A 19,317-nucleotide genomic window follows, 5' to 3' on the forward strand; every position below is an offset into this window, starting at 1 on the left:
AAATACCTTTTTAAAAAGGGTAGCGCTATCCTACAGATGAAGATGAAAACGAAAATCGAAGATAGAGAACCTGCTATGCAATCACCCAAAAAGTGGCTGATTTTGGCCATTGTTTCCAGTGCCCTGTTCCTGATTGTTATCGACATGACGGTGCTGTACACCGCGCTCCCTACGCTAACCCATGACTTGCACGCCACTGCATCGGATAAGCTATGGATTGTTAATATTTATGCGCTGGTTGCCTCCGGTTTGCTGCTGGGCATGGGCACACTGGGCGATAAGTTAGGCCATAAGCCTTTATTTATCTCTGGTCTGGTAGTTTTTGGTACCGCGTCATTGCTGGCGGCTTATTCGCCCAGCCCCGGTATTCTTATCGCCGCTCGTGCACTGCTGGCGGTTGGGGCGGCAATGATGATGCCTGCCACCCTCTCAATTATCCGTCTGACCTTCGCTGATGAACGGGAACGCGCGCTAGCGATTGGCATCTGGGCGGCGGTGGCATCCGGCGGTGCGGCGTTTGGTCCCGTGATGGGCGGGATACTGCTTGAGTACTTCTGGTGGGGATCGGTTTTCCTCATCAATGTACCGGTTGTGCTGCTTGCGCTCACCATGGGAATCACCGTGATTCCACATCGGGCGGGTAACGCCTCACACCGCTGGGATGTCATCGGTTCCCTATTAATCATGGTAGGTTTGATTGGTGTGACCTATGCCATAAAAGAACTGGGCAAGCGAGTTCCCTCTTATGAAGATGCGCTGATCGCGCTGCTTATTGGCATAGCATTCATCACTCTGTTCGTTCGGCGTCAGCGTAACAGCACGCACCCTTTAGTGGATTTCTCTCTCTTCCGCCTGCGGCCTTTCAGCGCCGCTGTGGCAGCAGCCATCGTGGCGGCGGCCGCCTTGATCGGAATGGAACTGGCTTTCACACAGCGGTTGCAGTTAGTGGTCGGGCTATCCCCGCTACAGGCAGGGTTGTTTATTTTACCGCTGTCGTTGGCTTCCTTTATCTCCGGCCCGTTGACCGGAAAGATATTGCCGCACGTGAATAGCGGGAAAATACTGGCGGTAGGCCTGCTGATTTCGGGACTGGGAATGGGGAGCTATCTACTACTGCACAATGCCCCCATTATCATACAAGTCATCAGCTTGACGGTGATTGGTGCTGGCGTGGGGTCAACCATGACAGCCGCATCGAGCACTATTATGCACGTTGCGCCTGCTGAAAAAGCAGGTATGGCAGCGTCAATCGAAGAAGTGTCCTATGAATTGGGGGGCGCGACAGGGGTGACATTGATGGGCAGTTTGCTGTCTTTCGCTTATTCCGCAACGTTTATGCTACCTACCGGGTTTGCCGTACCGGACACCGCCTATGACAGCCTGGATGAAGCATTAATTTTTGCCGAATCCTTACCAGAAAATATGCAGCGAACGCTTATTACACAGGCACATGCCGCTTTTGATTCTGGATTTTCCGCCGTGCTGGCAGTCGCCACGCTGATCCTGTTGCTAACCTCTGCCTTCGTCTGGATAACGCGTCATAATAAGCAGCAATCGCGTAAGACTGCTGATGCATAGCATCACAGGCTTATCATAAAAACGCCGTTCAATAATGAACGGCGTTGATGATGCATCTACGTACTCGAATTTAGCGATATACTACAAAGTAACTCAGTAGGCTTCTTTACCGTATTGCAGTGAACGAGGTCCGTACAGCATACCGCGCGAACGGCCCGCAGCCAGCAGACGGGCGCTAGTCACACCCGCAATATCATGGCCTTTGTCGGAGATCGTGTCCGCGATTTGATTCACCGCAGCCTGCACCAAAATACCGATGATGCCGCCGTTAGAGTTTGACTGCTGCTCATTGCTGGAAGCCGTTGCACTTCCGCTCCACAACAATTTACCGGTACGCAGATCAACCAGACGTGCATCCGCAGAAACGCGAGTTTCGCTATTAATCACGATGTAAGACGTACCGTATTCTTTCACATCCAGATATAACGCAGCATCGGCACCAAAGATTTGGTGTAGCTTCACCGTGCTCAGCGCATGGATATCCGACGCGGTAGACAAACCATTCTGTTTGAACGTTTCATCCACTACTGCAACAGGCAATACGTAATAGCCCGACTCTGCCAACGGATAGGTGACCTGTGAAACTAGGCTATAACTTGCTTTTACATCAGGAGAATGGTTAACCGGCGGCAAGACCAGAATAGACTTAGGCTTGCTCTGCTTAAATGACGTGTAGTCATAAGGCACGGGTTTAGCACAGCCAGTTAGCAGTAGCGCAAAAACCAGACCACATAATCCTAAGAAACGATTCATTTAATATTCCCTTTATTTTTACTCAACAGGAAGTCCATGAAAGGTGCTGATTCAGGGAATTTCGCTTTTTCAGTTTCAAACTGTTGGCGAGCTTCACTATCACGACCAGTATTGGCGTACAGCAACCCAAGTTGAGCATAGAGTCCCGGTGGGACAGGTTTGTTTGCGGCTTTCGCTTTCTCGATTGATTCATTCAGAGCAAGAATTTGTTGCTCTGGCCCAACCTTGTCTTGTTGATAATAATCATAAATCGCAGGCTGATAGTTGTCCCAACTGTAAATCGTTTTCGGCGCGGACGCACAGCCAGCCAGTACAGTCGCTGCCAGCAGCAGGAGAATTTTCTTATGAGATAACATAGTTATATTCCTATTCCATTAGTTCGCTGGGCGCCAGGCACCGCTTTCAATTCCTGCAACCAGATTATTGACGGCTTCACGAATAGCCAAATCCAGAACTTTACCATTCAGCGTCGAATCATAGCTGGCTGTGCCACCAAACCCGATAATTTCACGGTTGGACAACGTGTATTCGCCCGCACCCTGTACGGAATACACCACTTCAGACGTTTGTACGTTCACCACATTCAACGTGGTTTTTGCGTAAGCAACCTGTGTTTTACCGCGACCAAGGATGCCCCACAACTGATGGTCACCCACTTCTTTGCGGCCAAACTCGGTCACATCGCCGGTAATCACATAGCTTGCGCCTTTCAGCGTCTGCGTTTGCCCTTTAATACCCGCTTCCGCTTTCAGCTCTTCCATATTGGTGCGATCCAGCACATTAAAGCGGCCGCTCTGTTGAAGATGGCTAACAAGAATGGTCTTGGATTGATTACCTAAACGGTCAACGCCATCAGAAAAAATACCATTCATGTAGTTAGAGCGGTTTTCAAATTTTCCGATGGAAATCGGACTGCGAACACCCTGATAAGGCGTACTGTGAGAAGTGACTTTTTGGGCTTCTACGGTACGGGAAGACTCTGTAGCACATCCGCTCAATAGCGCGGCTGACATGAATACAGAACATAGAACGACTTTTTTATTCATAACACTATCCCTTAGTGACAATCCATTAACCTGAGCAAAGCCCTGTTATTGATTCATAATGAAAATGCCATAAAAACATTATTTAGCTTCAACATTATTTAGATTCAACATTGTTTTGCTGCATTTAAATGATGTCCGACATTATGAGGGGCGCAAATAAAAGTAACGAGTTATTTCACGCGAGAATTAACAAAAGTAATGAAAATCAGAATTTTTACCTGAGACAAATCACGATAAACCGGATAAAAAACAAGGTTATATACAACCATGTTATTACTTACCAGTAACATTACAACTTACTGAAACGATTCAATAATTTTATTAATAACCTGGGTAAGATTTAACATTAACCGACTTTTTACCTGCTCTATATCAAGGTCAGAGCGTTATCCAGCTATTAGGATAAAGGCCACGATCGAGGGATCAAGGGTGGGAAAAGGTAATGAACCGATTTGTTATTGCCAGTACTCAAGACTGTATGGGATGCCATGCATGTGAAATCGCCTGTGTGATTTCACACAATGACGAGCGCTATCCAGAGAGTACCGCGGTATTTCAGCCCAGAATCAAGGCATTCAATACGCCAAAGCTTCGGGCTGCCGTGACATGCCGCCACTGTGAAGATGCCCCCTGTGCAAGCGTATGCCCAACACAGGCCTTGATCAGAAAAGACAATAGCATTCAGCTCGTTCAGGAAAAGTGCATCGGCTGCAAAAGCTGTGTACTGGCTTGCCCGTTCGGCGCAATGTCGATGGTGACAAACCCTATGAACAGCAGCACCATCGCGCATAAATGCGATCTCTGCGCCGACCGCCCAGAAGGACAAGCGTGTGTGGAAGCCTGCCCAACGCAGGCATTGCAGTTAGTCAGTGAACAAACGTTAGCAGCCCGTCGCCAAGAGAAACAGCAGGTGATGGCACAACGTTCCGCCGCACATTGGCAGCGTGAAACGCCCGTGGTGAAAGCACTGACGCTCAACCCACTCAGTAAAAGGAAAAACTGGCCGCGCCGGGATGCAGAGAAAAAACCGCTGACGCAGAGAACCTCCACGTTTGATGAAATCTATCATGGCTTCTCTGTGCAGCAGACAGAAGATCAGGCTGATCGCTGCCTTTCCTGTGGCAAACGCGCGATCTGCGAGTGGACCTGTCCGCTGCATAATAATATTCCCGAATTGCTGAGCCTGGCAAAGCAAGGTCGCATTCTTGAAGCAGTCGAGCTCTCGCATCAAACCAGCAGCCTGCCGGAAATCTGTGGTCGGGTATGCCCGCAGGACCGGTTATGCGAAGGGGCTTGTACGCTGGGCAAAGAATATGGCGCGATCACCATCGGCAACGTTGAGCGCTACATTACCGACACCGCGATGGAAATGGGCTGGTCTCCCGATATGACACATGTCGTTCCCAGCGGAAAGCGTGCTGCGATCGTCGGAGCTGGCCCGGCTGGGCTAGCCTGTGCCGATGTGTTGGCACGTAATGGCGTGCAGGCCGTCGTGTTCGATCGTCACCCGGAAATTGGTGGCCTGCTCACGTTCGGGATCCCGTCATTCAAACTGGACAAAGACGTCCTGATCCATCGTCGTGAAGTGTTCAGCTCTATGGGAATCGACTTCCAGTTGAATACCGAAGTGGGGAAAGACATTTCTCTGGCTCAACTTCTGGACGACTATGACACCGTGTTCCTCGGCGTGGGCACCTACCGCTCCATGAAAGCCAACATTGATAATGAAGATGCTCCCGGCGTTTTTGATGCGCTCCCCTTCTTGATCGCCAATACCAAGCACGTTATGGGGCTACCTGAATTAGACGATGAGCCCTATATCTCGATGGCCGGCAAACGCGTCGTGGTGCTCGGCGGTGGGGACACTGCGATGGACTGCCTACGCACGTCCGTTCGGCAAGGTGCGATATCCGTAACCTGCGCCTATCGCCGTGATGAAGCCAATATGCCCGGCTCGAAAAAAGAGGTTAAAAACTCCCGCGAAGAAGGCGTGGAGTTCATGTTTAACGTTCAGCCACAGAAAATCTGCCTCAATGAACACGGCGAGGTATGCGGTATTAGTCTGGTTCGAACCGAACTGGGCGAGCCTGATGCCAGCGGCCGTCGTCGTCCGCGCCCGATTCCTGGTTCGGAATTCGTTCAGCCGGCAGAAGCCGTGATAACCGCATTTGGTTTTCAGTCACACAGTATGCCGTGGCTGGAAGAGGCTGACGTCGGTCTGGATAATTGGGGATACATCACCGCCCCGCTCGATAGTCAGATACCTTGCCAGACCAATCATCCGCGTATTTTCGCGGGTGGTGATGCCGTGCGCGGCGCCGATCTGGTGGTTACCGCCATTGCTGATGGGCGAAAAGCTGCATTGGGGATGATTGCGACGATGGGGCTGACCGCCGTCACGGGTGCTCTTCCCGCACACCCGCAACACCACGAAATAAACACAGTCCGCGAGGAGGTCCGCTCATGAATCAATTTGTTATCGCCGAAGCAGAAAAATGTATCGGTTGTCGGACTTGTGAGATCGCCTGCGCAGTCGCGCATAGCGGTGGTCAAAGTGCACAACTGCGGCCGTCTCACTTCTTTCCCCGTCTGAAAGTGATTAAAAGTGCCAGCGTCAGCGTACCTGTTCTGTGCCGCCAGTGTGAGAACGCCCCCTGTGCCAGCGTGTGCCCAAATGACGCGCTAGTGCGCGATCGGGATAGCATTCAGGTTATTCAGTCCCGCTGCATCGGCTGCAAAAGCTGTGTCGTCGCCTGTCCCTTCGGTGCCATCAATGTGGTAACGAAAGCCTCAAATGACGAGAGTACGCAAAGTGAAGTCCACAAATGCGACTTATGCGTCGATGTAGCCCCGAGCCCTTCCTGCGTCAGCGTGTGCCCGACGTCAGCGCTTCGGTTAGTGACTGCAGATGAGTTGCGCAAGCAGACGTTGGAAAAACAGCAGCGTTCCGCATTGGGGTGGCCGAACCATTAAACAAACGGGGATATGACGGGCAGGGAAGGAACGCCACAAAACACTGATGCAGAAAATTCGTGGGGCCTAATTAATAATTATCGCCGATTTATCCATCGATTTTTCTTTGGTTCACATATTAGTCTGATAATATGCATTGGTAGTACCTGATAGGTTCCCATCTTTTATCACGATCACGGAGTGAACAATGACCTGCCATTTTGTCAGGTGGACAAGCACGGAAGCGCTTCCTGACTTACAAAGACTGCCTGATAGGCTCATTTCATCGACACAAGGTTTTTCAACCAAACGCCGCGAGCGTTATCTGAAAAGTCGAGCGCTGTTGGCTGAGATGATGTTCTATTTTTTCGGTTATCCGCTGTTGCCCACGCTGCTGGTGTCCCCTGAAGGACGCCCTTATTTTGCCGATCCTAATCTGCCCAATTTCAGCATCGGCTATGCAGGAAATACGATTGCTATCCTCCTGAGCGAAGAGGGAAGCGTCGGTATGGATATCGAAATCGTTCATGTCAGGCCAACGAACCAGACCGTTCCACAGACGCAGGCTGAACAGGCGTGGATTGACGCTCAGCGCGACCCCCTGGAAGCGGCAACACAATTATGCACCATCCGCCAGTCGCTGGTAAAAATGCCTGGCGCAAACAGCCATCTTCCCCATAACCTCAAACTTCACCCCGCTTCCGGCAGGCTACGTTCAACCTACACGCCAGCCGTAGAAGTGATGAGCGATGTTGATGATTATCTTGCATGGGCCTGCGCCCATATCCCCACGCTTAACCGACTCGTCATGTGGAAATACACATCGGCATCGGGCATGAGAAAGTCGGGGGAAATCCTACAGCAGCAGCGCCAGTCTGTACGCTATATGAAATTAACCAGCCATACGATAGAAAAAGTCACCTCTACCGCATCACAGTAACCAACCGCGTTACCGCAGACTGAGGCTCCGGGGAAAACCCGGAGCCACGAACGGATTAATGCGCGTCGATAAACACGATTTTCAACAGGAACAACAGCGCAACCACCACCACACAAGGGCTGATTTCACGCCAGCGGCCTGTCGCCAGCTTCATCACACAGTAAGAAATGAAGCCCAGCGCGATCCCTTCGGTAATCGAGAAGCTGAACGGCATCATCACCGCAGTAATAAAAGCCGGAACAGCTTCGGTCAGATCGTCCCACTTCACGCGTGCCAGGCTGGACGTCATCAATACACCCACGTAAATCAGTGCGCCAGCCGCCGCATAGGCAGGCACCATACCCGCCAGCGGTGACAGGAAGATCACCAGCAGGAACAACAGACCCACGACGACAGCAGTCAGGCCGGTACGCCCCCCCACGGATACACCCGAAGAGCTTTCAACATACGCCGTGACGGATGATGTCCCGATAAACGATCCAGCCACAGAACTGATGCTATCGACATACAGCGCCTGCTTCATACGCGGGAATTTACCGCGAGCATCCACCAGACCCGCTTTGTCCGTCACACCGATTAGCGTGCCGGAGGAGTCAAACAGGTTCACCAGCATGAAGGAGAAAATAATGCCGGACATCCCGAGGTTCAGCGCGCCCGCCAGATCAACCTGACCCACCACGGACGTTACGCTTGGCGGCATTGAGAACACGCCAGAAAAGGTCACATCGCCCAGCAGCAGGCCGATTGAGGTGGTTACAACGATGGAAATCAGCACCGCAGCATGAATATTACGTGAAGCCAACGCCACAATGATGAAAAAGCCCAAAGCCCCCAACAGCACGCTGTGCGACGTCAGGTCACCAATCGTCACCAGCGTTGCAGGGCTGGGAACGATAATGCCAGCATTTTTCAGGCCCATCATCGCGATGAACAGCCCAATACCGCTGGCGATCCCCAGACGTAGGCTAAGCGGGATATTGGCGATCATCCAGTAACGAATCTGAAAGAGCGTCAGCAACAGGAAACCGATTGCGCCCCAGAAAATAGCCCCCATCGCCACCTGCCATGGCAGCCCCATCGCCCCTACGACGACAAAAGCGAAAAATGCATTCAGCCCCATAGCCGGAGCCAGCGCGACAGGCAGGTTAGCCAGCAGTCCCATTAAAATACTGCCGAATGCCGCAATCAAACAGGTGGTCACAAAGACCGCTTTGGTGTCCATCCCCGCGGCACCCAGAATCTGCGGGTTAACAAAAACGATATAGACCATCGTCAAAAACGTCGTGAAACCAGCAATCGTTTCCGTTCGTGCTGTCGTGCCGTGTTGTTTAAGTTTAAACACGCGCTCCAGCAGGCCCTGCTCGGTAGCAGAACCGGGTTGTGATTTATTCATTAGTACTAATCCAAAGAAGGGAATAACTGTCGTCGGGTATCCTATAACAAAATTCTACGTTTTTACGTTGATCCCACGTTTTTTTTCATCGAATAAGAAGAACCTATTAACCACATGGCTATTGTGCCGAACGCCCTCGATTAACGCCCCTTAATTTTCTGCAAGATTGCCGTGAAAATGGCTTTATAGGTCGCAATATCGGGTCAATTGGGTAAAGTAAGAGTCATAGGCTTAATGCTGATCACTTAAGTCCATTTTTAGGAGAAACACAGGGATGAGGTTCCCGCAGGGAGCCTCGCCACGTGGTCGCTCCGTGTATCTCGGTTCTTACATGGTCGGCATTAGGGTATTTGCTTTATTTCATCGATAAGGATTAGTCATGCCCCGTATTGAATGCGTCTTCTTCGACTGTGATGGCACGTTGGTTGATAGCGAAGTGCTGTGTTGTCAGGCTTATGTGAATATCTTCATCCCGTATGGGGTGAACTTATCGCTGGAGGAGGTGATAAAAACCTACAAGGGCGTGAAGCTGTACGAGATTATTGCCCGCATCAGCCAGCAGTATGGCTTAACCGTCTCGGTAGAAGACGCGGAGCGTCATTTCCGGCAAGAGGTGAAGCGTCTGTTCGATGAGTCCCTGCAACCTATCGAGGGCGCACGTGAATTAGTGCAGTCCATCACCGTCCCAATGGCCGTGGTTTCCAACGGTCCGGTCAGTAAGATGCAGCATTCACTCGGCCTGACGCACATGCTCGATCTGTTTGGCGACCATCTTTATAGCGGCTACGATCTGAAAAAATGGAAACCCGATCCAGCGGTGCTGTATCACGCCGCCGAGCAGTTACAGCTTCCAATTGAACACTGCATTCTGGTTGAAGATTCCGCCGCAGGAGCACAGGCGGGCATCGCTGCGGGTATTCCGGTGTTCTATTACTGCGCCGACCCGCACAACCAGCCGATTCATCACCCGCTGGTCACCATGTTCGACGACATGCGCGAGCTGCCGCAGATCTGGCGTGAAAAAGGCTGGAATATCACCGCACAATAACCGCATTTCAAACTTATGTCATACCACCATCAAATCTATTTACGGAACGAAAACGGTGGTAATGGAGTAGAAGAGTAAAGCGTTTGCGCCATGGATGGCGCAAGTCGAGCGTACATGGACGTATTCACAGCGTCTTTACGATCTATCCATTACCACCGCACGACGCACGTGATCTGCATCGTCAGGCTGGCTTATTCCGCCACCACAGCAGACGACGCTTCGGCTGTTTTTCCTGCTGGTTAAAACGGGCGTTAACCCGGTTAGCCAGCAACTCCAGAGACAGGCAAAGCACAAAGTAGACCAACGCGACAAACAGGAAAACTTCCATCGGGTAGACCATACTGCAGTTATTGACCTGCGTAGCAAGAAACGTCAACTCGCCAACCCCGACAATGTAGGCCAGTGACGTGTCTTTAATCAGGGAGATCCATTGATTAATGAAGGAAGGCACCATCATCCGCAGTGCCTGCGGTAGGACGATCTGCCACAGCACCTGCCAGCGACTCAGCCCCAACGATAGCCCAGCCTGCCACTGACCGCGCCCAATCGCGACAATACCGGCTTTCACGCCATGTGCCAGATACGCCGAAGCGATCAGCGCCAGCGCACAAACCACGGTAGTGATTTCAGGGATATCGACGCCAAAAACGATCGGTAACAGGAAGTACGTCCAGAAAATCAGCATGATGACGGGGATCGCCCGGAAGAACCCGAGCACCATCGCCAACAGCGCGCTCCACCCGCCTCGCGACATCGCCAGCGCCACGCCCAAAATCGTGCCTAGCACGGCAGATGCTACGCCCGCCAACAGGCTCATCACCAACGTCAGCGCCGCGCCGCCCAGCGGACCATCCGGGAATGAACCCCACATCAAATAGTCGATGTTATCGATGATAACGGTAAAATCCATCTCAGTGCCTCTCCGCCAGACTACGCTGCTGGCGCCACATGCCCCAGCCTTCCATCACCGCAATAATCATGATGTACAACACCGTCGCCACGCCAAACGCCTGAAACGTGCGCAAGGTTTCCGTCTCCACCTGACGCGAGGCGTAAGATAATTCAGCGACGCCAATCGCCATCGTTAGTGATGAGTTTTTGACAATATTCATGTACTGCCCAAGCAGCGGTGGCAAAGCAATTTTTAGCGCCTGCGGCAGCACCACGTAACGCATGGATTGCCAGCCCGTTAACCCCAGAGCCTGCGCGGCATACTTCTGCCCACGCGCCACGCCACGAATACCGGAGCGGATCTCTTCCGCAATGAACGCGCTGGAGTAGAGCGTCAGCCCTGCCAATCCGGCCAAAAACTCAAAAGAAGGCCATGCTAATGTCGTACCCAACAACGAGATAACATGAGGGGTGTTCAGCCACTGCATCATCTCTGAGGGGAAAAGCTGTCCGGCACCGAAATACCAGAAAAACAACTGCACCAGCAGCGGCGTATTACGAAATAGCGAGCTATATGCCACTACCACGCCACGCAACACATGAATCTGGCTGTCTCTGGCCGCTGCCAGCAGAAAGCCCAATACCGTAGACAGAACAACCGTACCGGAGGAAATACCCAGCGTGATCAGGAAACCGTGCCACAGCCAGGTGAGATATTGAGGAGCCAACAGCCACGACTCAAGCGATTGCAGCGCCGTATCCATACGTTTTATCTCTCTTTGTCATGATGATATGTACCCTAAATAAAAATGCCCTCTGCAATGCAGAGGGCTGGGATCATAGCACTGAACACGTTAGCTATCAGGATTTAGGCTGCTGATCCAGCGGGGCAAAGGTGAAGTCACCGCGCGGTTGAGATGATTTGGTACTCGGCCCGAACCAGCGATCGTAAATGGTCTTCGCTTCACCCTGTTTTTCCAGGTTAATCAGCGTGTCGTTAATTTTCGCCGTCAGGCGTTCTTCACCCTTCGGAATTCCCACACCCTGATATTCTTTGGTAATGCTGAACGGAGAAATTTCGAATTCGGCCTTCTGTGCATCAGGCACGTTAGCCAACAGGCCGACCAGTTTGGCATCATCCTGCGTGATGGCCTGAACATTGTTGTTACGCAACGCGACAAAGGCCAGCGGCGTATCGTCGTAGGAAATCACTTTGGCGGTCGGGTAATGTTCACGCAGGGTAATTTCCTGCACAGTGCCTTTATCCGCACCGATGCGCAGCGTTTTGATGTCGTCCGGCGTTTTCAACACGCCTTTACGGGCGATGAATTTTTGTCCGGTCGCGAAGTAGGGAATACTAAAGTTAACCTGCTTGGCGCGCTCATCGGTAATGGTGAAGTTCGCGGCAATCAGATCAACCTTCTGAGAGCTTAACAGCGGAATACGGTTAGCAGGATTGGTCGCACGCAGTTCAACCTTCACACCCAGCGCCTTACCAATCGCCTCGGCGATATCCACGTCATAACCCACCAGCTTTTTGCTCTGCGGATCGACATAGCCAAATGGCGGATTACTGTCGAAGACGGCAATTTTTACCACACCCGCCTTCTGAATATCATCCAGTTTATCTGCCTGTGCAGCACCAGAAACGGAAGCCAACCCGGCCAACAAAGCCACTGTCAAAATCTGCTTTTTCATTCCCTGCCCCTTAATTATTGCTGTATGAACAGTAGGCTATCAGTAGGGTGAAAACGCGGGAAATAACATAAATAGCTATAATATAACCTTATGTTACTTCGGTATTCTGGCAGATTATCCTGACGATTCAGCGAGCCTTGTCAGCGTATGCTGACAGAATAAACCAGGTCATCATCCCCCCGATCAGCCCCCAAAATGCCGCACCGATTCCCCACAGCGTTAATCCAGAGGCGGTGATCAGGAAAGTAACGACCGCCGCATCGCGCTGTTTTTCATCCAGCAAGGCGCGGTACAGGCTGCCCGAAATCGTGCTGAGCAACGCTAAACCAGCAATAGCATGAATCAGCGGCTGCGGCAGCGCGGTAAAAAGCTGCCCGATCGATCCACCGAAAACGCCCGCCAGTAGATAAAATCCGCCTGCCGCGACAGCGGCAAGATAGCGTTTTTTTGGATCGGGATGCACATCCGATCCCATACAGATCGCGGCAGTAATCGCGGCAATACACACGGAAAAGCCGCCGAACGGCGTCAATATCAACGCGATTAATGCCGTAATAGTAATCAGCGGCGATACGGGAATCTGATAGCCCGCGGCTTTCAGCGTGGCAACGCCCGGTGCGTTCTGCGACGCCATGGTGACGATGAAAAACGGAATGCCGACGCCCAGCAGAGACGCCCACGAAAAATGTGGCGTAATGAATTCCGGCACGGTAAATACCAGCGGCGAATCAGAAACCGCAATTTGCCCACGCCATAGCGCCAGCAACAGGCCAGCAAGCAGCGTTAACACAATGGCAAAGCGAGGGACCCATCGACGGCTGCACAAATACGTCACGCACATCGCAAAAGCGAGCCAGAAATCCTGTTGCAGGGAAAGAAAGGCATCCGCACCAAAGCGCAGCAAAATCCCCGCCAGCATCGCGGCAGAAATAGCCTGCGGAATCACATTCATCAGGCGGGCAAACAGACCCGTAATCCCGCAGATGAAGATAAGCGCAGAGGCAAACAGGAACACGCCGATCGCCTCATTGAGCGATGTGCCCGGCAGGCTGGTGACCAATAGCGCCGCCCCCGGCGTTGACCACGCCGCCAGTATTGGCGCACGGTAATACAGCGATAGGCTAATGGATGCCAGCCCCTGGGCAATGCCCAACATGCTTAACCAGCCGCCAATTTGTACCGCACTGGCACCTGCCGCTTCTGCCGCCTGAAAAATAATGGCGGCCGAGCTGGTGTAACCCACCAGCACCGCAACAAAACCGGCGACAAAGGTCGAAAACGTGACATCTTTTAGCGCAAATGACGCAGGCATGGTATAGCATCCCACTCTTATCGTGCGCTATAACGCACAAGCAGGAGCCAGCATAATGTCTGATAAGTTAACTTGCCGTATTGGCGATACATTGAAAGTGCTAAGGCAGGAGAAAGGCTGGAGCCTCACGCGAGCAGCGGAAGAAACGGGAGTCAGTAAAGCGATGCTCGGCCAGATCGAACGTGGTGAATCCAGCCCGACGGTCGCGACCCTATGGAAAATTGCGACCGGTCTGAATGTCGCGTTTTCCACCTTTATTGAACCGATGCTCACGGGTGAAGACGTGACGTATCGCTCAGGGGCGGGTTCAACGTTCAGGGGAAATGAGGCGGGAATGCACGTTGTGCCACTCTTTCCCTACGACGAAAAATTGCGTTTCGATATGCTGGTTATTGAACTAGCTGCCGGCGCCAGCAGCACGTCATCGCCACATGAAAACGGGGTGATCGAGCATATTATTGTGTTGGAAGGCCAGTTGGAGATTACCGTTGATGACCAGACGCACTTATTGTCCACCGGTGACGCCCTGCGATTTGCCGCCGACAGAGAGCACCACTATCACAACCCTACCGATACCACGGTGCGCTTCCACGATCTGATTCACTATCCTTAAAAACTAACGCCCTGCAAGCAGGGCGTTATCAGAGGCTAAGCGTGAAATAGCGTTACTCTTCAGCTTTTCTGTCTTTCTCAGCCAGCAACTTTTCCAGCGCGTCGCCACCAAGGTGGCGGAAATCCTGACCTTTGACAAAATAGAAGATAAATTCACAGATATTCTGGCAACGGTCGCCGATACGCTCGATAGAACGGGCGCAGAACAGAGCCGTCAGCACGCTGGGGATGGTTCGGGTATCTTCCATCATGTGAGTCATCAACTGACGCACAATCCCTTCATACTCTTTATCCACTTTTTTATCTTCGCGATAAATACGAATCGCTTCGTCCAGATCCATACGGGCAAAGGCATCCAGCACATCATGCAGCATCTGCACGGTGTGGCGGCCCAATGATTCCAGACTCACCAGCAGCGGCTGATGCTGATGGGAGAATTTCTCCAACGCGGTGCGACAGATTTTATCCGCCACATCACCGATACGCTCCAGTTCAGAGATGGTTTTGATGATCGCCATCACCAGACGCAGATCGCTGGCGGTCGGCTGACGTTTCGCAATAATGCGCACGCAGGCTTCATCAATCGCCACTTCCATCATATTAACTTTGGCGTCACCTTCAATCACCTGCTGAGCCAGCTCCGCATCCTGATTATGCATTGCGGTGATGGCATCCGTCAGTTGTTGCTCCACCAGCCCGCCCATGGTCAGGACCTGCGTGCGGATGTGTTCCAGTTCGGCGTTAAACTGACCGGAAATGTGTTTGTTCAGATTCAGATTATCCATGATGCTTTCCTAATCAACCGTAACGGCCGGTGATGTAATCTTCAGTCTGTTTCTGCCGTGGGGCAGTAAACAGGGTATCAGTATCGCTGAACTCAATCAGCTCACCCAAATACATAAACGCCGTATGATCTGAACAACGCGCTGCCTGCTGCATGTTATGCGTCACGATGACCACGGTGTAATCTTTTTTCAGCTCAGAGATCAGCTCTTCAATGCGGCCGGTAGAAATCGGGTCGAGTGCAGAGCAAGGTTCATCCAACAGCAAGACATCTGGGCGAATCGCAATGCCGCGCGCAATACATAAACGCTGCTGTTGACCACCGGACAGGCTATAGCCGCTCTGATGTAGCTTATCTTTCGTTTCTTGCCACAGCGCTGCTTTAGTTAGCGCCCACTGAACACGCTCATCCATATCGGCACGGGACAGCTTCTCAAACAGGCGAACACCAAACGCGATGTTATCGTAAATAGACATCGGGAACGGCGTCGGCTTCTGGAAAACCATCCCCACCTTGGCACGCAACAGTGCGATATCTTGCTTATCCGTCAGGATGTTATTGCCATCCAGCAGGATATCGCCTTCGGCACGCTGCTCAGGGTAGAGCTGATACATTTTGTTCAACGTGCGCAGCAGCGTGGATTTACCACAGCCGGACGGACCGATAAACGCGGTAACCTGATTCGCGGCAATATCCAGTGTGATGTTTTTCAACGCATGGAATTTTCCGTAATAGAAATTCAGATCGCGTACCTGGATTTTGTTGGATGTCTCAGTAGTCATACTCATCAAGACTTCTCTCTTTTACCTGGCGCTGCCTGGCAACACCTTGAATTTGTTTAATGTGTCTTCGCGGAGAAAATAACACGCGCCAGAATATTCAGTAGCAGAACGCACAGCGTAATCAGCAGTACACCCGCCCAGGCCAACTGTTGCCATTCCACAAACGGGCTCATCGCAAATTTGAAGATGGTGACAGGCAGGTTAGCAATCGGATGCATCATATCCGTGCTCCAGAACTGATTCGACAGCGACGTAAACAGCAGCGGCGCCGTTTCCCCGGCAATACGTGCGATAGCCAGCAACACCCCGGTGATGATGCCTGATACCGATGCCTTCAGCGTAATCGCAGAAATCATTTTCCATTTCGGCGTACCCAGCGCATAAGCGGCTTCACGCAGGCTATCCGGCACCAGTTTGAGCATATTCTCGGTGGTACGAATTACAATCGGCACCTGCAACAGCGCCAGCGCAATCACCCCAGCCCAACCGGAGAAGTGCTGCATCTTTGCTACCACGAGCGTGTAGACAAACAGGCCAACCACAATCGAAGGCGCTGACAGCAGAATGTCGTTGATGAAGCGAATCACTTCCGCGATCCACGATTTACGACCGTATTCCGCCAGATAGATGCCCGCCATAATACCCAGCGGCGTACCCAGCAGCGTCGCCCACACGATCAGCAATCCGCTCCCGACGATGGCATTCGCTAACCCACCACCTGCGGTATTGGGCGGCGGTGTCATTTCGGTAAATAACGCCAGAGACATGCCATCCACGCCTCGGGTAACGGTCGAGAACAGGATCCAAACCAGCCAGAACAAGCCGAAAACCATCGTAGACATGGATAAAAACAGCGCAATACGGTTTTTCTGGCGACGCCAGGCCTGCATTTTACGCCGTGAGCGTTCCAGTGCAGCTTCTTGCTCAATGCCTAATGTTGCCATTAGCGCGCCCCCTCATTTTTTGCCAGACGCATAACCATCAGTTTTGAACACGCCAGAACAATAAAGGTAATCACAAACAGAATTAGCCCCAGTTCCATCAGTGCTGCGGTATGCACGCCGGATTCGGCTTCGGCGAATTCGTTCGCCAGCGCAGAGGTAATACTGTTGCCTGGCATATACAGTGAAGCGCTGTCGAGCTGGTAGGTATTACCGATGATAAAGGTAACGGCCATGGTTTCCCCCAAGGCGCGCCCCAATCCCAACATCACCCCGCCGATGACACCGTTCTTGGTGTAAGGCAGCACAATGCGCCAGATCACTTCCCACGTCGTACAGCCGATGCCGTAGGCAGACTCTTTCATCATGACGGGCGTTTGCTCAAACACGTCACGCATGACCGCCGCAATGTAAGGGATAATCATGATGGCCAGAATAACGCCAGCCGCCAGAATACCAATCCCGAACGCCGGGCCAGAGAACAGTGAGCCAACAATAGGGATGCCGGACAGGACGTTGCCTACCGGCTGCTGGAAATATTTGGCAAACAGCGGAGCAAAAATGAACAGCCCCCACATGCCATAAACAATACTCGGTATGGCCGCCAGCAACTCAATCGCTACGCCAAGTGGGCGTTTCAACCACGCGGGTGCCAGTTCGGTCAGAAATAACGCAATCCCGAAGCTAATCGGAATCGCAATAATTAGGGCAATCAGTGAGGTCACGACAGTTCCGTAAATCGGAACCAGTGCACCAAACTGCTCTGCGGGCGCATCCCACTCTTTCGTCCACAAGAAGGCAAAACCAAACTTCTCGATGCTGGGCCAAGACGCCACAATCAGGGAAACAATGATGCCTCCCAACAGCAGTAGCGTAACCAGCGCCGCCAGTTTTACCAGCGTGCTGAAGAGGATATCGCCATATTTTCCCGGGGCTTTGATAGTTGGCTTGTACTCCGCCATACGTCTCTCTTCTCGATTTAACTGCATTTGATAAACTATTGAAGGCAGAGAGGCTTATCACCTCTCCGCCCCGATACGACGTGTTATTCCGCTGCGTATTTCCAGAACCTGATAGCATCATCAGGTTCTGGTGACCACGCGACGGTTGTCGAGACAATAATTAGTACAGCGCTTTGCCGTTGCTGTCTTTTACCTGGGTTTTCCAGGCAGCACGGATTTGCTCAACCACTTCTTTTGGCAGCGTGGCGTAATCCAGCGCTTCAGCTTGCTCACCGCCTTTATCAAGCGCCCAGTTGAAGAATTTCAACACTTCAGCACCCTGCTCAGGTTTTTCCTGTTTGGTATGAACCAGGATGAACGTGGTGGAGGTGATCGGCCATGCATCAGCGCCTTTCTGGTTGGTCAGATCCTGAGCAAATGATTTGCTCCAATCGATCTCTTTAGCCGCGTTGCTGAAGCTGGCGCCAGTTGGGCTAACCGCTTTGCCATCGGCAGAAATCAGTTTGGTGTAAGCCAGGTTGTTCTGCTTGGCATACGCATATTCTACGTAACCGATAGAACCAGGCAGACGCTGTACGAACGCCGCGATACCATCGTTACCTTTACCGCCCAGACCGGTTGGCCAGTTCACGGTAGAACCTGCGCCAATCTTCTCTTTCCACTCTGGGTTCACTTTTGCCAGGTAGCTAGTGAACACGAAAGACGTACCAGAACCGTCAGCACGACGAACTACCGCAATATCCTGATCCGGCAGTTTGGCGTTCGGGTTCAGCTTGGTGATCGCTGGGTCGTTCCATTTTTTGATTTTTCCTAGGTAGATATCACCCAGAGTTTTACCGTCCAGCGTCAATTCGCCAGATTTGATACCAGGAACGTTCACTGCCAGTACCACACCACCGATAACGGTCGGGAACTGGAATAAACCATCCTGTGCTAATTTGTCATCAGCCAGAGGCGCATCAGAGGCACCGAAGTCTACTGTTTTAGCGATAATCTGTTTTACACCGCCAGAAGAACCGATTCCTTGATAGTTAACTTTATTACCGGTTTCTTTTTGATAAGTGTCAGCCCATTTGGCATAAACAGGCGCAGGGAATGTCGCACCGGCACCAGTGAGGTTAGCAGCAGCAAAAGCGGAGACCGCTGTCAGAGAAAAGGTTGCCGCAACAACACTGGCAAGAGTGGTACGCATCAGTTTCATAATCCCTCCTGTGGGATACTCGACGTGTCGACGTAGAGCCGTTATCAATCAGAGTTATCAAATCAGAGTGTAGTTCGCAGGAGGAAAAATAGGACAATTTGGTGACAGTAAAATGTACGCAATATGACAGTTTTATTACACGGAAATACAAACAAGGCTTCCTCTCTCGATCTCGACATCAGTTACACCAATATCAATCGCAATGCCGACAACGAATAGCTCCCCCCCTCTGATCCGACCTTATTTTTTCCTGTTATAGCGAGCAGCATCGGGTATTCCTTTCCGCTGTACAAAATCTGTAACAATCATGTTTTACGGTAAGCCCTGTTTTTCAGCACGTTGGTTTTAATTTTTTGGATATGACGACGTGATATTCTGATTCAATATCGTAAATTCAAAAAAAAACCTGACAATAGCGATGGGA

Annotated in this window: 19 protein-coding genes; 6 read left to right on the forward strand and 13 right to left on the reverse strand. The window is 51.7% G+C overall.

From position 1 onward, the window contains the following. Positions 1-75 precede the first annotated feature (75 nt). Positions 76-1,578 (forward strand): MFS transporter, encoded by a 1,503-nt coding sequence (locus A7983_RS07505; RefSeq protein ID WP_005976643.1) that lies wholly within the window; start codon positions 76-78, stop codon positions 1,576-1,578. A 93-nt stretch (positions 1,579-1,671) separates the two neighbouring features. On the opposite strand, the gene A7983_RS07510 is transcribed toward A7983_RS07505, so the two are convergent. The 3 genes from A7983_RS07510 to A7983_RS07520 are packed head-to-tail and all read right to left on the reverse strand — an operon-like array spanning position 1,672 to position 3,377. After that, positions 1,672-2,331, reverse strand: a complete 660-nt coding sequence (locus tag A7983_RS07510; RefSeq protein WP_005976641.1) for a DUF799 domain-containing protein — start codon at positions 2,329-2,331, stop codon at positions 1,672-1,674. Next, a complete protein-coding gene (locus A7983_RS07515) occupies positions 2,328-2,687 on the reverse strand; it encodes a DUF4810 domain-containing protein (protein WP_005976638.1) in 360 nt (119 codons plus the stop codon). Before A7983_RS07515 ends, A7983_RS07510 begins: the two co-directional genes overlap by 4 nt. Before the next feature lie 18 nt (positions 2,688-2,705). Continuing rightward, positions 2,706-3,377: a CsgG/HfaB family protein gene (locus tag A7983_RS07520; protein ID WP_005976636.1), complete on the reverse strand. Its 672-nt coding sequence runs from the start codon at positions 3,375-3,377 to the stop codon at positions 2,706-2,708. 442 nt (positions 3,378-3,819) lie between these two features. Here A7983_RS07520 and aegA point away from each other — a divergent pair, with 442 nt between their 5' ends. From aegA to A7983_RS07535, 3 genes are all read left to right on the forward strand, one after another. Beyond that, entirely contained in the window at positions 3,820-5,844 is a 2,025-nt protein-coding gene (gene aegA, locus A7983_RS07525) for a formate-dependent uric acid utilization protein AegA (protein WP_005976634.1), read from the forward strand. Continuing rightward, positions 5,841-6,350 carry a 4Fe-4S binding protein gene (locus A7983_RS07530; RefSeq protein ID WP_005976632.1) on the forward strand — a complete coding sequence of 170 codons (510 nt, stop codon included), beginning with the start codon at positions 5,841-5,843 and terminating at the stop codon, positions 6,348-6,350. Before aegA ends, A7983_RS07530 begins: the two co-directional genes overlap by 4 nt. A 187-nt stretch (positions 6,351-6,537) precedes the next feature. Further along, positions 6,538-7,269 carry a 4'-phosphopantetheinyl transferase family protein gene (locus tag A7983_RS07535; RefSeq protein ID WP_005976630.1) on the forward strand — a complete coding sequence of 244 codons (732 nt, stop codon included), beginning with the start codon at positions 6,538-6,540 and terminating at the stop codon, positions 7,267-7,269. A 55-nt stretch (positions 7,270-7,324) separates the two neighbouring features. On the opposite strand, the gene A7983_RS07540 is transcribed toward A7983_RS07535, so the two are convergent. Then, positions 7,325-8,662, reverse strand: a complete 1,338-nt coding sequence (locus A7983_RS07540) for an NCS2 family permease (RefSeq protein ID WP_005976628.1) — start codon at positions 8,660-8,662, stop codon at positions 7,325-7,327. Positions 8,663-9,041: 379 nt separating this feature from the next. Between A7983_RS07540 and yieH the strand changes: the two genes are divergently transcribed. Further along, on the forward strand, positions 9,042-9,710 hold the full coding sequence (gene yieH, locus A7983_RS07545) for a 6-phosphogluconate phosphatase (RefSeq protein ID WP_005976626.1): 669 nt from the start codon (positions 9,042-9,044) through the stop codon (positions 9,708-9,710). A 181-nt stretch (positions 9,711-9,891) separates the two neighbouring features. Here yieH and A7983_RS07550 read toward each other — a convergent pair whose 3' ends face one another. The 4 genes from A7983_RS07550 to A7983_RS07565 form a co-directional block, all read right to left on the reverse strand. Continuing rightward, a complete protein-coding gene (locus A7983_RS07550; protein ID WP_005976624.1) occupies positions 9,892-10,620 on the reverse strand; it encodes an amino acid ABC transporter permease in 729 nt (242 codons plus the stop codon). Between the two features lies 1 nt (position 10,621). Then, positions 10,622-11,365, reverse strand: a complete 744-nt coding sequence (locus A7983_RS07555) for an amino acid ABC transporter permease (protein ID WP_005976622.1) — start codon at positions 11,363-11,365, stop codon at positions 10,622-10,624. A gap of 97 nt (positions 11,366-11,462) precedes the next feature. Next, the gene (locus A7983_RS07560) at positions 11,463-12,299 is read right to left on the reverse strand and encodes an ABC transporter substrate-binding protein (RefSeq protein WP_005976620.1); all 837 of its coding nucleotides are present in this window, start codon (positions 12,297-12,299) and stop codon (positions 11,463-11,465) included. Positions 12,300-12,426: 127 nt separating this feature from the next. Then, positions 12,427-13,611 (reverse strand): benzoate/H(+) symporter BenE family transporter, encoded by a 1,185-nt coding sequence (locus A7983_RS07565; protein ID WP_005976618.1) that lies wholly within the window; start codon positions 13,609-13,611, stop codon positions 12,427-12,429. Between the two features lie 55 nt (positions 13,612-13,666). On the opposite strand from A7983_RS07565, the gene A7983_RS07570 reads away from it, so the two are divergent. Continuing rightward, positions 13,667-14,224 carry a helix-turn-helix domain-containing protein gene (locus A7983_RS07570; RefSeq protein ID WP_005976616.1) on the forward strand — a complete coding sequence of 186 codons (558 nt, stop codon included), beginning with the start codon at positions 13,667-13,669 and terminating at the stop codon, positions 14,222-14,224. Positions 14,225-14,276: 52 nt separating this feature from the next. Here the strand turns inward: A7983_RS07570 and phoU are convergent, their stop codons facing one another. From phoU to pstS, 5 genes are all read right to left on the reverse strand, one after another. After that, the gene (gene phoU / locus A7983_RS07575) at positions 14,277-15,008 is read right to left on the reverse strand and encodes a phosphate signaling complex protein PhoU (protein ID WP_005976613.1); all 732 of its coding nucleotides are present in this window, start codon (positions 15,006-15,008) and stop codon (positions 14,277-14,279) included. Positions 15,009-15,021: 13 nt separating this feature from the next. Beyond that, complete coding sequence (pstB, locus tag A7983_RS07580; protein WP_005976611.1) at positions 15,022-15,795, reverse strand: phosphate ABC transporter ATP-binding protein PstB; 774 nt, start codon at positions 15,793-15,795, stop codon at positions 15,022-15,024. 50 nt (positions 15,796-15,845) lie between these two features. Then, positions 15,846-16,733 carry a phosphate ABC transporter permease PstA gene (pstA, locus tag A7983_RS07585; protein ID WP_005976609.1) on the reverse strand — a complete coding sequence of 296 codons (888 nt, stop codon included), beginning with the start codon at positions 16,731-16,733 and terminating at the stop codon, positions 15,846-15,848. Further along, complete coding sequence (gene pstC, locus A7983_RS07590; protein ID WP_005976607.1) at positions 16,733-17,692, reverse strand: phosphate ABC transporter permease PstC; 960 nt, start codon at positions 17,690-17,692, stop codon at positions 16,733-16,735. The genes pstA and pstC overlap by 1 nt, the downstream gene beginning before the upstream one ends. Positions 17,693-17,852: 160 nt before the next feature. After that, a complete protein-coding gene (gene pstS / locus A7983_RS07595) occupies positions 17,853-18,893 on the reverse strand; it encodes a phosphate ABC transporter substrate-binding protein PstS (RefSeq protein WP_005976605.1) in 1,041 nt (346 codons plus the stop codon). Between the last annotated feature and the right edge of the window lie 424 nt (positions 18,894-19,317).

The sequence above is a fragment of the Pectobacterium wasabiae CFBP 3304 genome (assembly GCF_001742185.1).
Lineage (GTDB): Bacteria > Pseudomonadota > Gammaproteobacteria > Enterobacterales > Enterobacteriaceae > Pectobacterium > Pectobacterium wasabiae.

Bases quoted from the DNA above. Each gene is read 5' to 3' on its own strand.
- A7983_RS07520 (WP_005976636.1), bottom strand. From the start codon at position 3,377: ATGAATAAAAAAGTCGTTCTATGTTCTGTATTCATGTCAGCCGCGCTA.
- pstB (WP_005976611.1), bottom strand. From the start codon at position 15,795: ATGAGTATGACTACTGAGACATCCAACAAAATCCAGGTACGCGATCTG.
- A7983_RS07535 (WP_005976630.1), top strand. From the start codon at position 6,538: ATGACCTGCCATTTTGTCAGGTGGACAAGCACGGAAGCGCTTCCTGAC.
- pstS (WP_005976605.1), bottom strand. From the start codon at position 18,893: ATGAAACTGATGCGTACCACTCTTGCCAGTGTTGTTGCGGCAACCTTT.
- A7983_RS07555 (WP_005976622.1), bottom strand. From the start codon at position 11,365: ATGGATACGGCGCTGCAATCGCTTGAGTCGTGGCTGTTGGCTCCTCAA.
- A7983_RS07565 (WP_005976618.1), bottom strand. From the start codon at position 13,611: ATGCCTGCGTCATTTGCGCTAAAAGATGTCACGTTTTCGACCTTTGTC.
- A7983_RS07515 (WP_005976638.1), bottom strand. From the start codon at position 2,687: ATGTTATCTCATAAGAAAATTCTCCTGCTGCTGGCAGCGACTGTACTG.
- yieH (WP_005976626.1), top strand. From the start codon at position 9,042: ATGCCCCGTATTGAATGCGTCTTCTTCGACTGTGATGGCACGTTGGTT.
- A7983_RS07540 (WP_005976628.1), bottom strand. From the start codon at position 8,662: ATGAATAAATCACAACCCGGTTCTGCTACCGAGCAGGGCCTGCTGGAG.
- A7983_RS07560 (WP_005976620.1), bottom strand. From the start codon at position 12,299: ATGAAAAAGCAGATTTTGACAGTGGCTTTGTTGGCCGGGTTGGCTTCC.
- A7983_RS07530 (WP_005976632.1), top strand. From the start codon at position 5,841: ATGAATCAATTTGTTATCGCCGAAGCAGAAAAATGTATCGGTTGTCGG.
- aegA (WP_005976634.1), top strand. From the start codon at position 3,820: ATGAACCGATTTGTTATTGCCAGTACTCAAGACTGTATGGGATGCCAT.
- phoU (WP_005976613.1), bottom strand. From the start codon at position 15,008: ATGGATAATCTGAATCTGAACAAACACATTTCCGGTCAGTTTAACGCC.
- A7983_RS07550 (WP_005976624.1), bottom strand. From the start codon at position 10,620: ATGGATTTTACCGTTATCATCGATAACATCGACTATTTGATGTGGGGT.
- A7983_RS07510 (WP_005976641.1), bottom strand. From the start codon at position 2,331: ATGAATCGTTTCTTAGGATTATGTGGTCTGGTTTTTGCGCTACTGCTA.
- A7983_RS07570 (WP_005976616.1), top strand. From the start codon at position 13,667: ATGTCTGATAAGTTAACTTGCCGTATTGGCGATACATTGAAAGTGCTA.
- pstA (WP_005976609.1), bottom strand. From the start codon at position 16,733: ATGGCAACATTAGGCATTGAGCAAGAAGCTGCACTGGAACGCTCACGG.
- A7983_RS07505 (WP_005976643.1), top strand. From the start codon at position 76: ATGCAATCACCCAAAAAGTGGCTGATTTTGGCCATTGTTTCCAGTGCC.
- pstC (WP_005976607.1), bottom strand. From the start codon at position 17,692: ATGGCGGAGTACAAGCCAACTATCAAAGCCCCGGGAAAATATGGCGAT.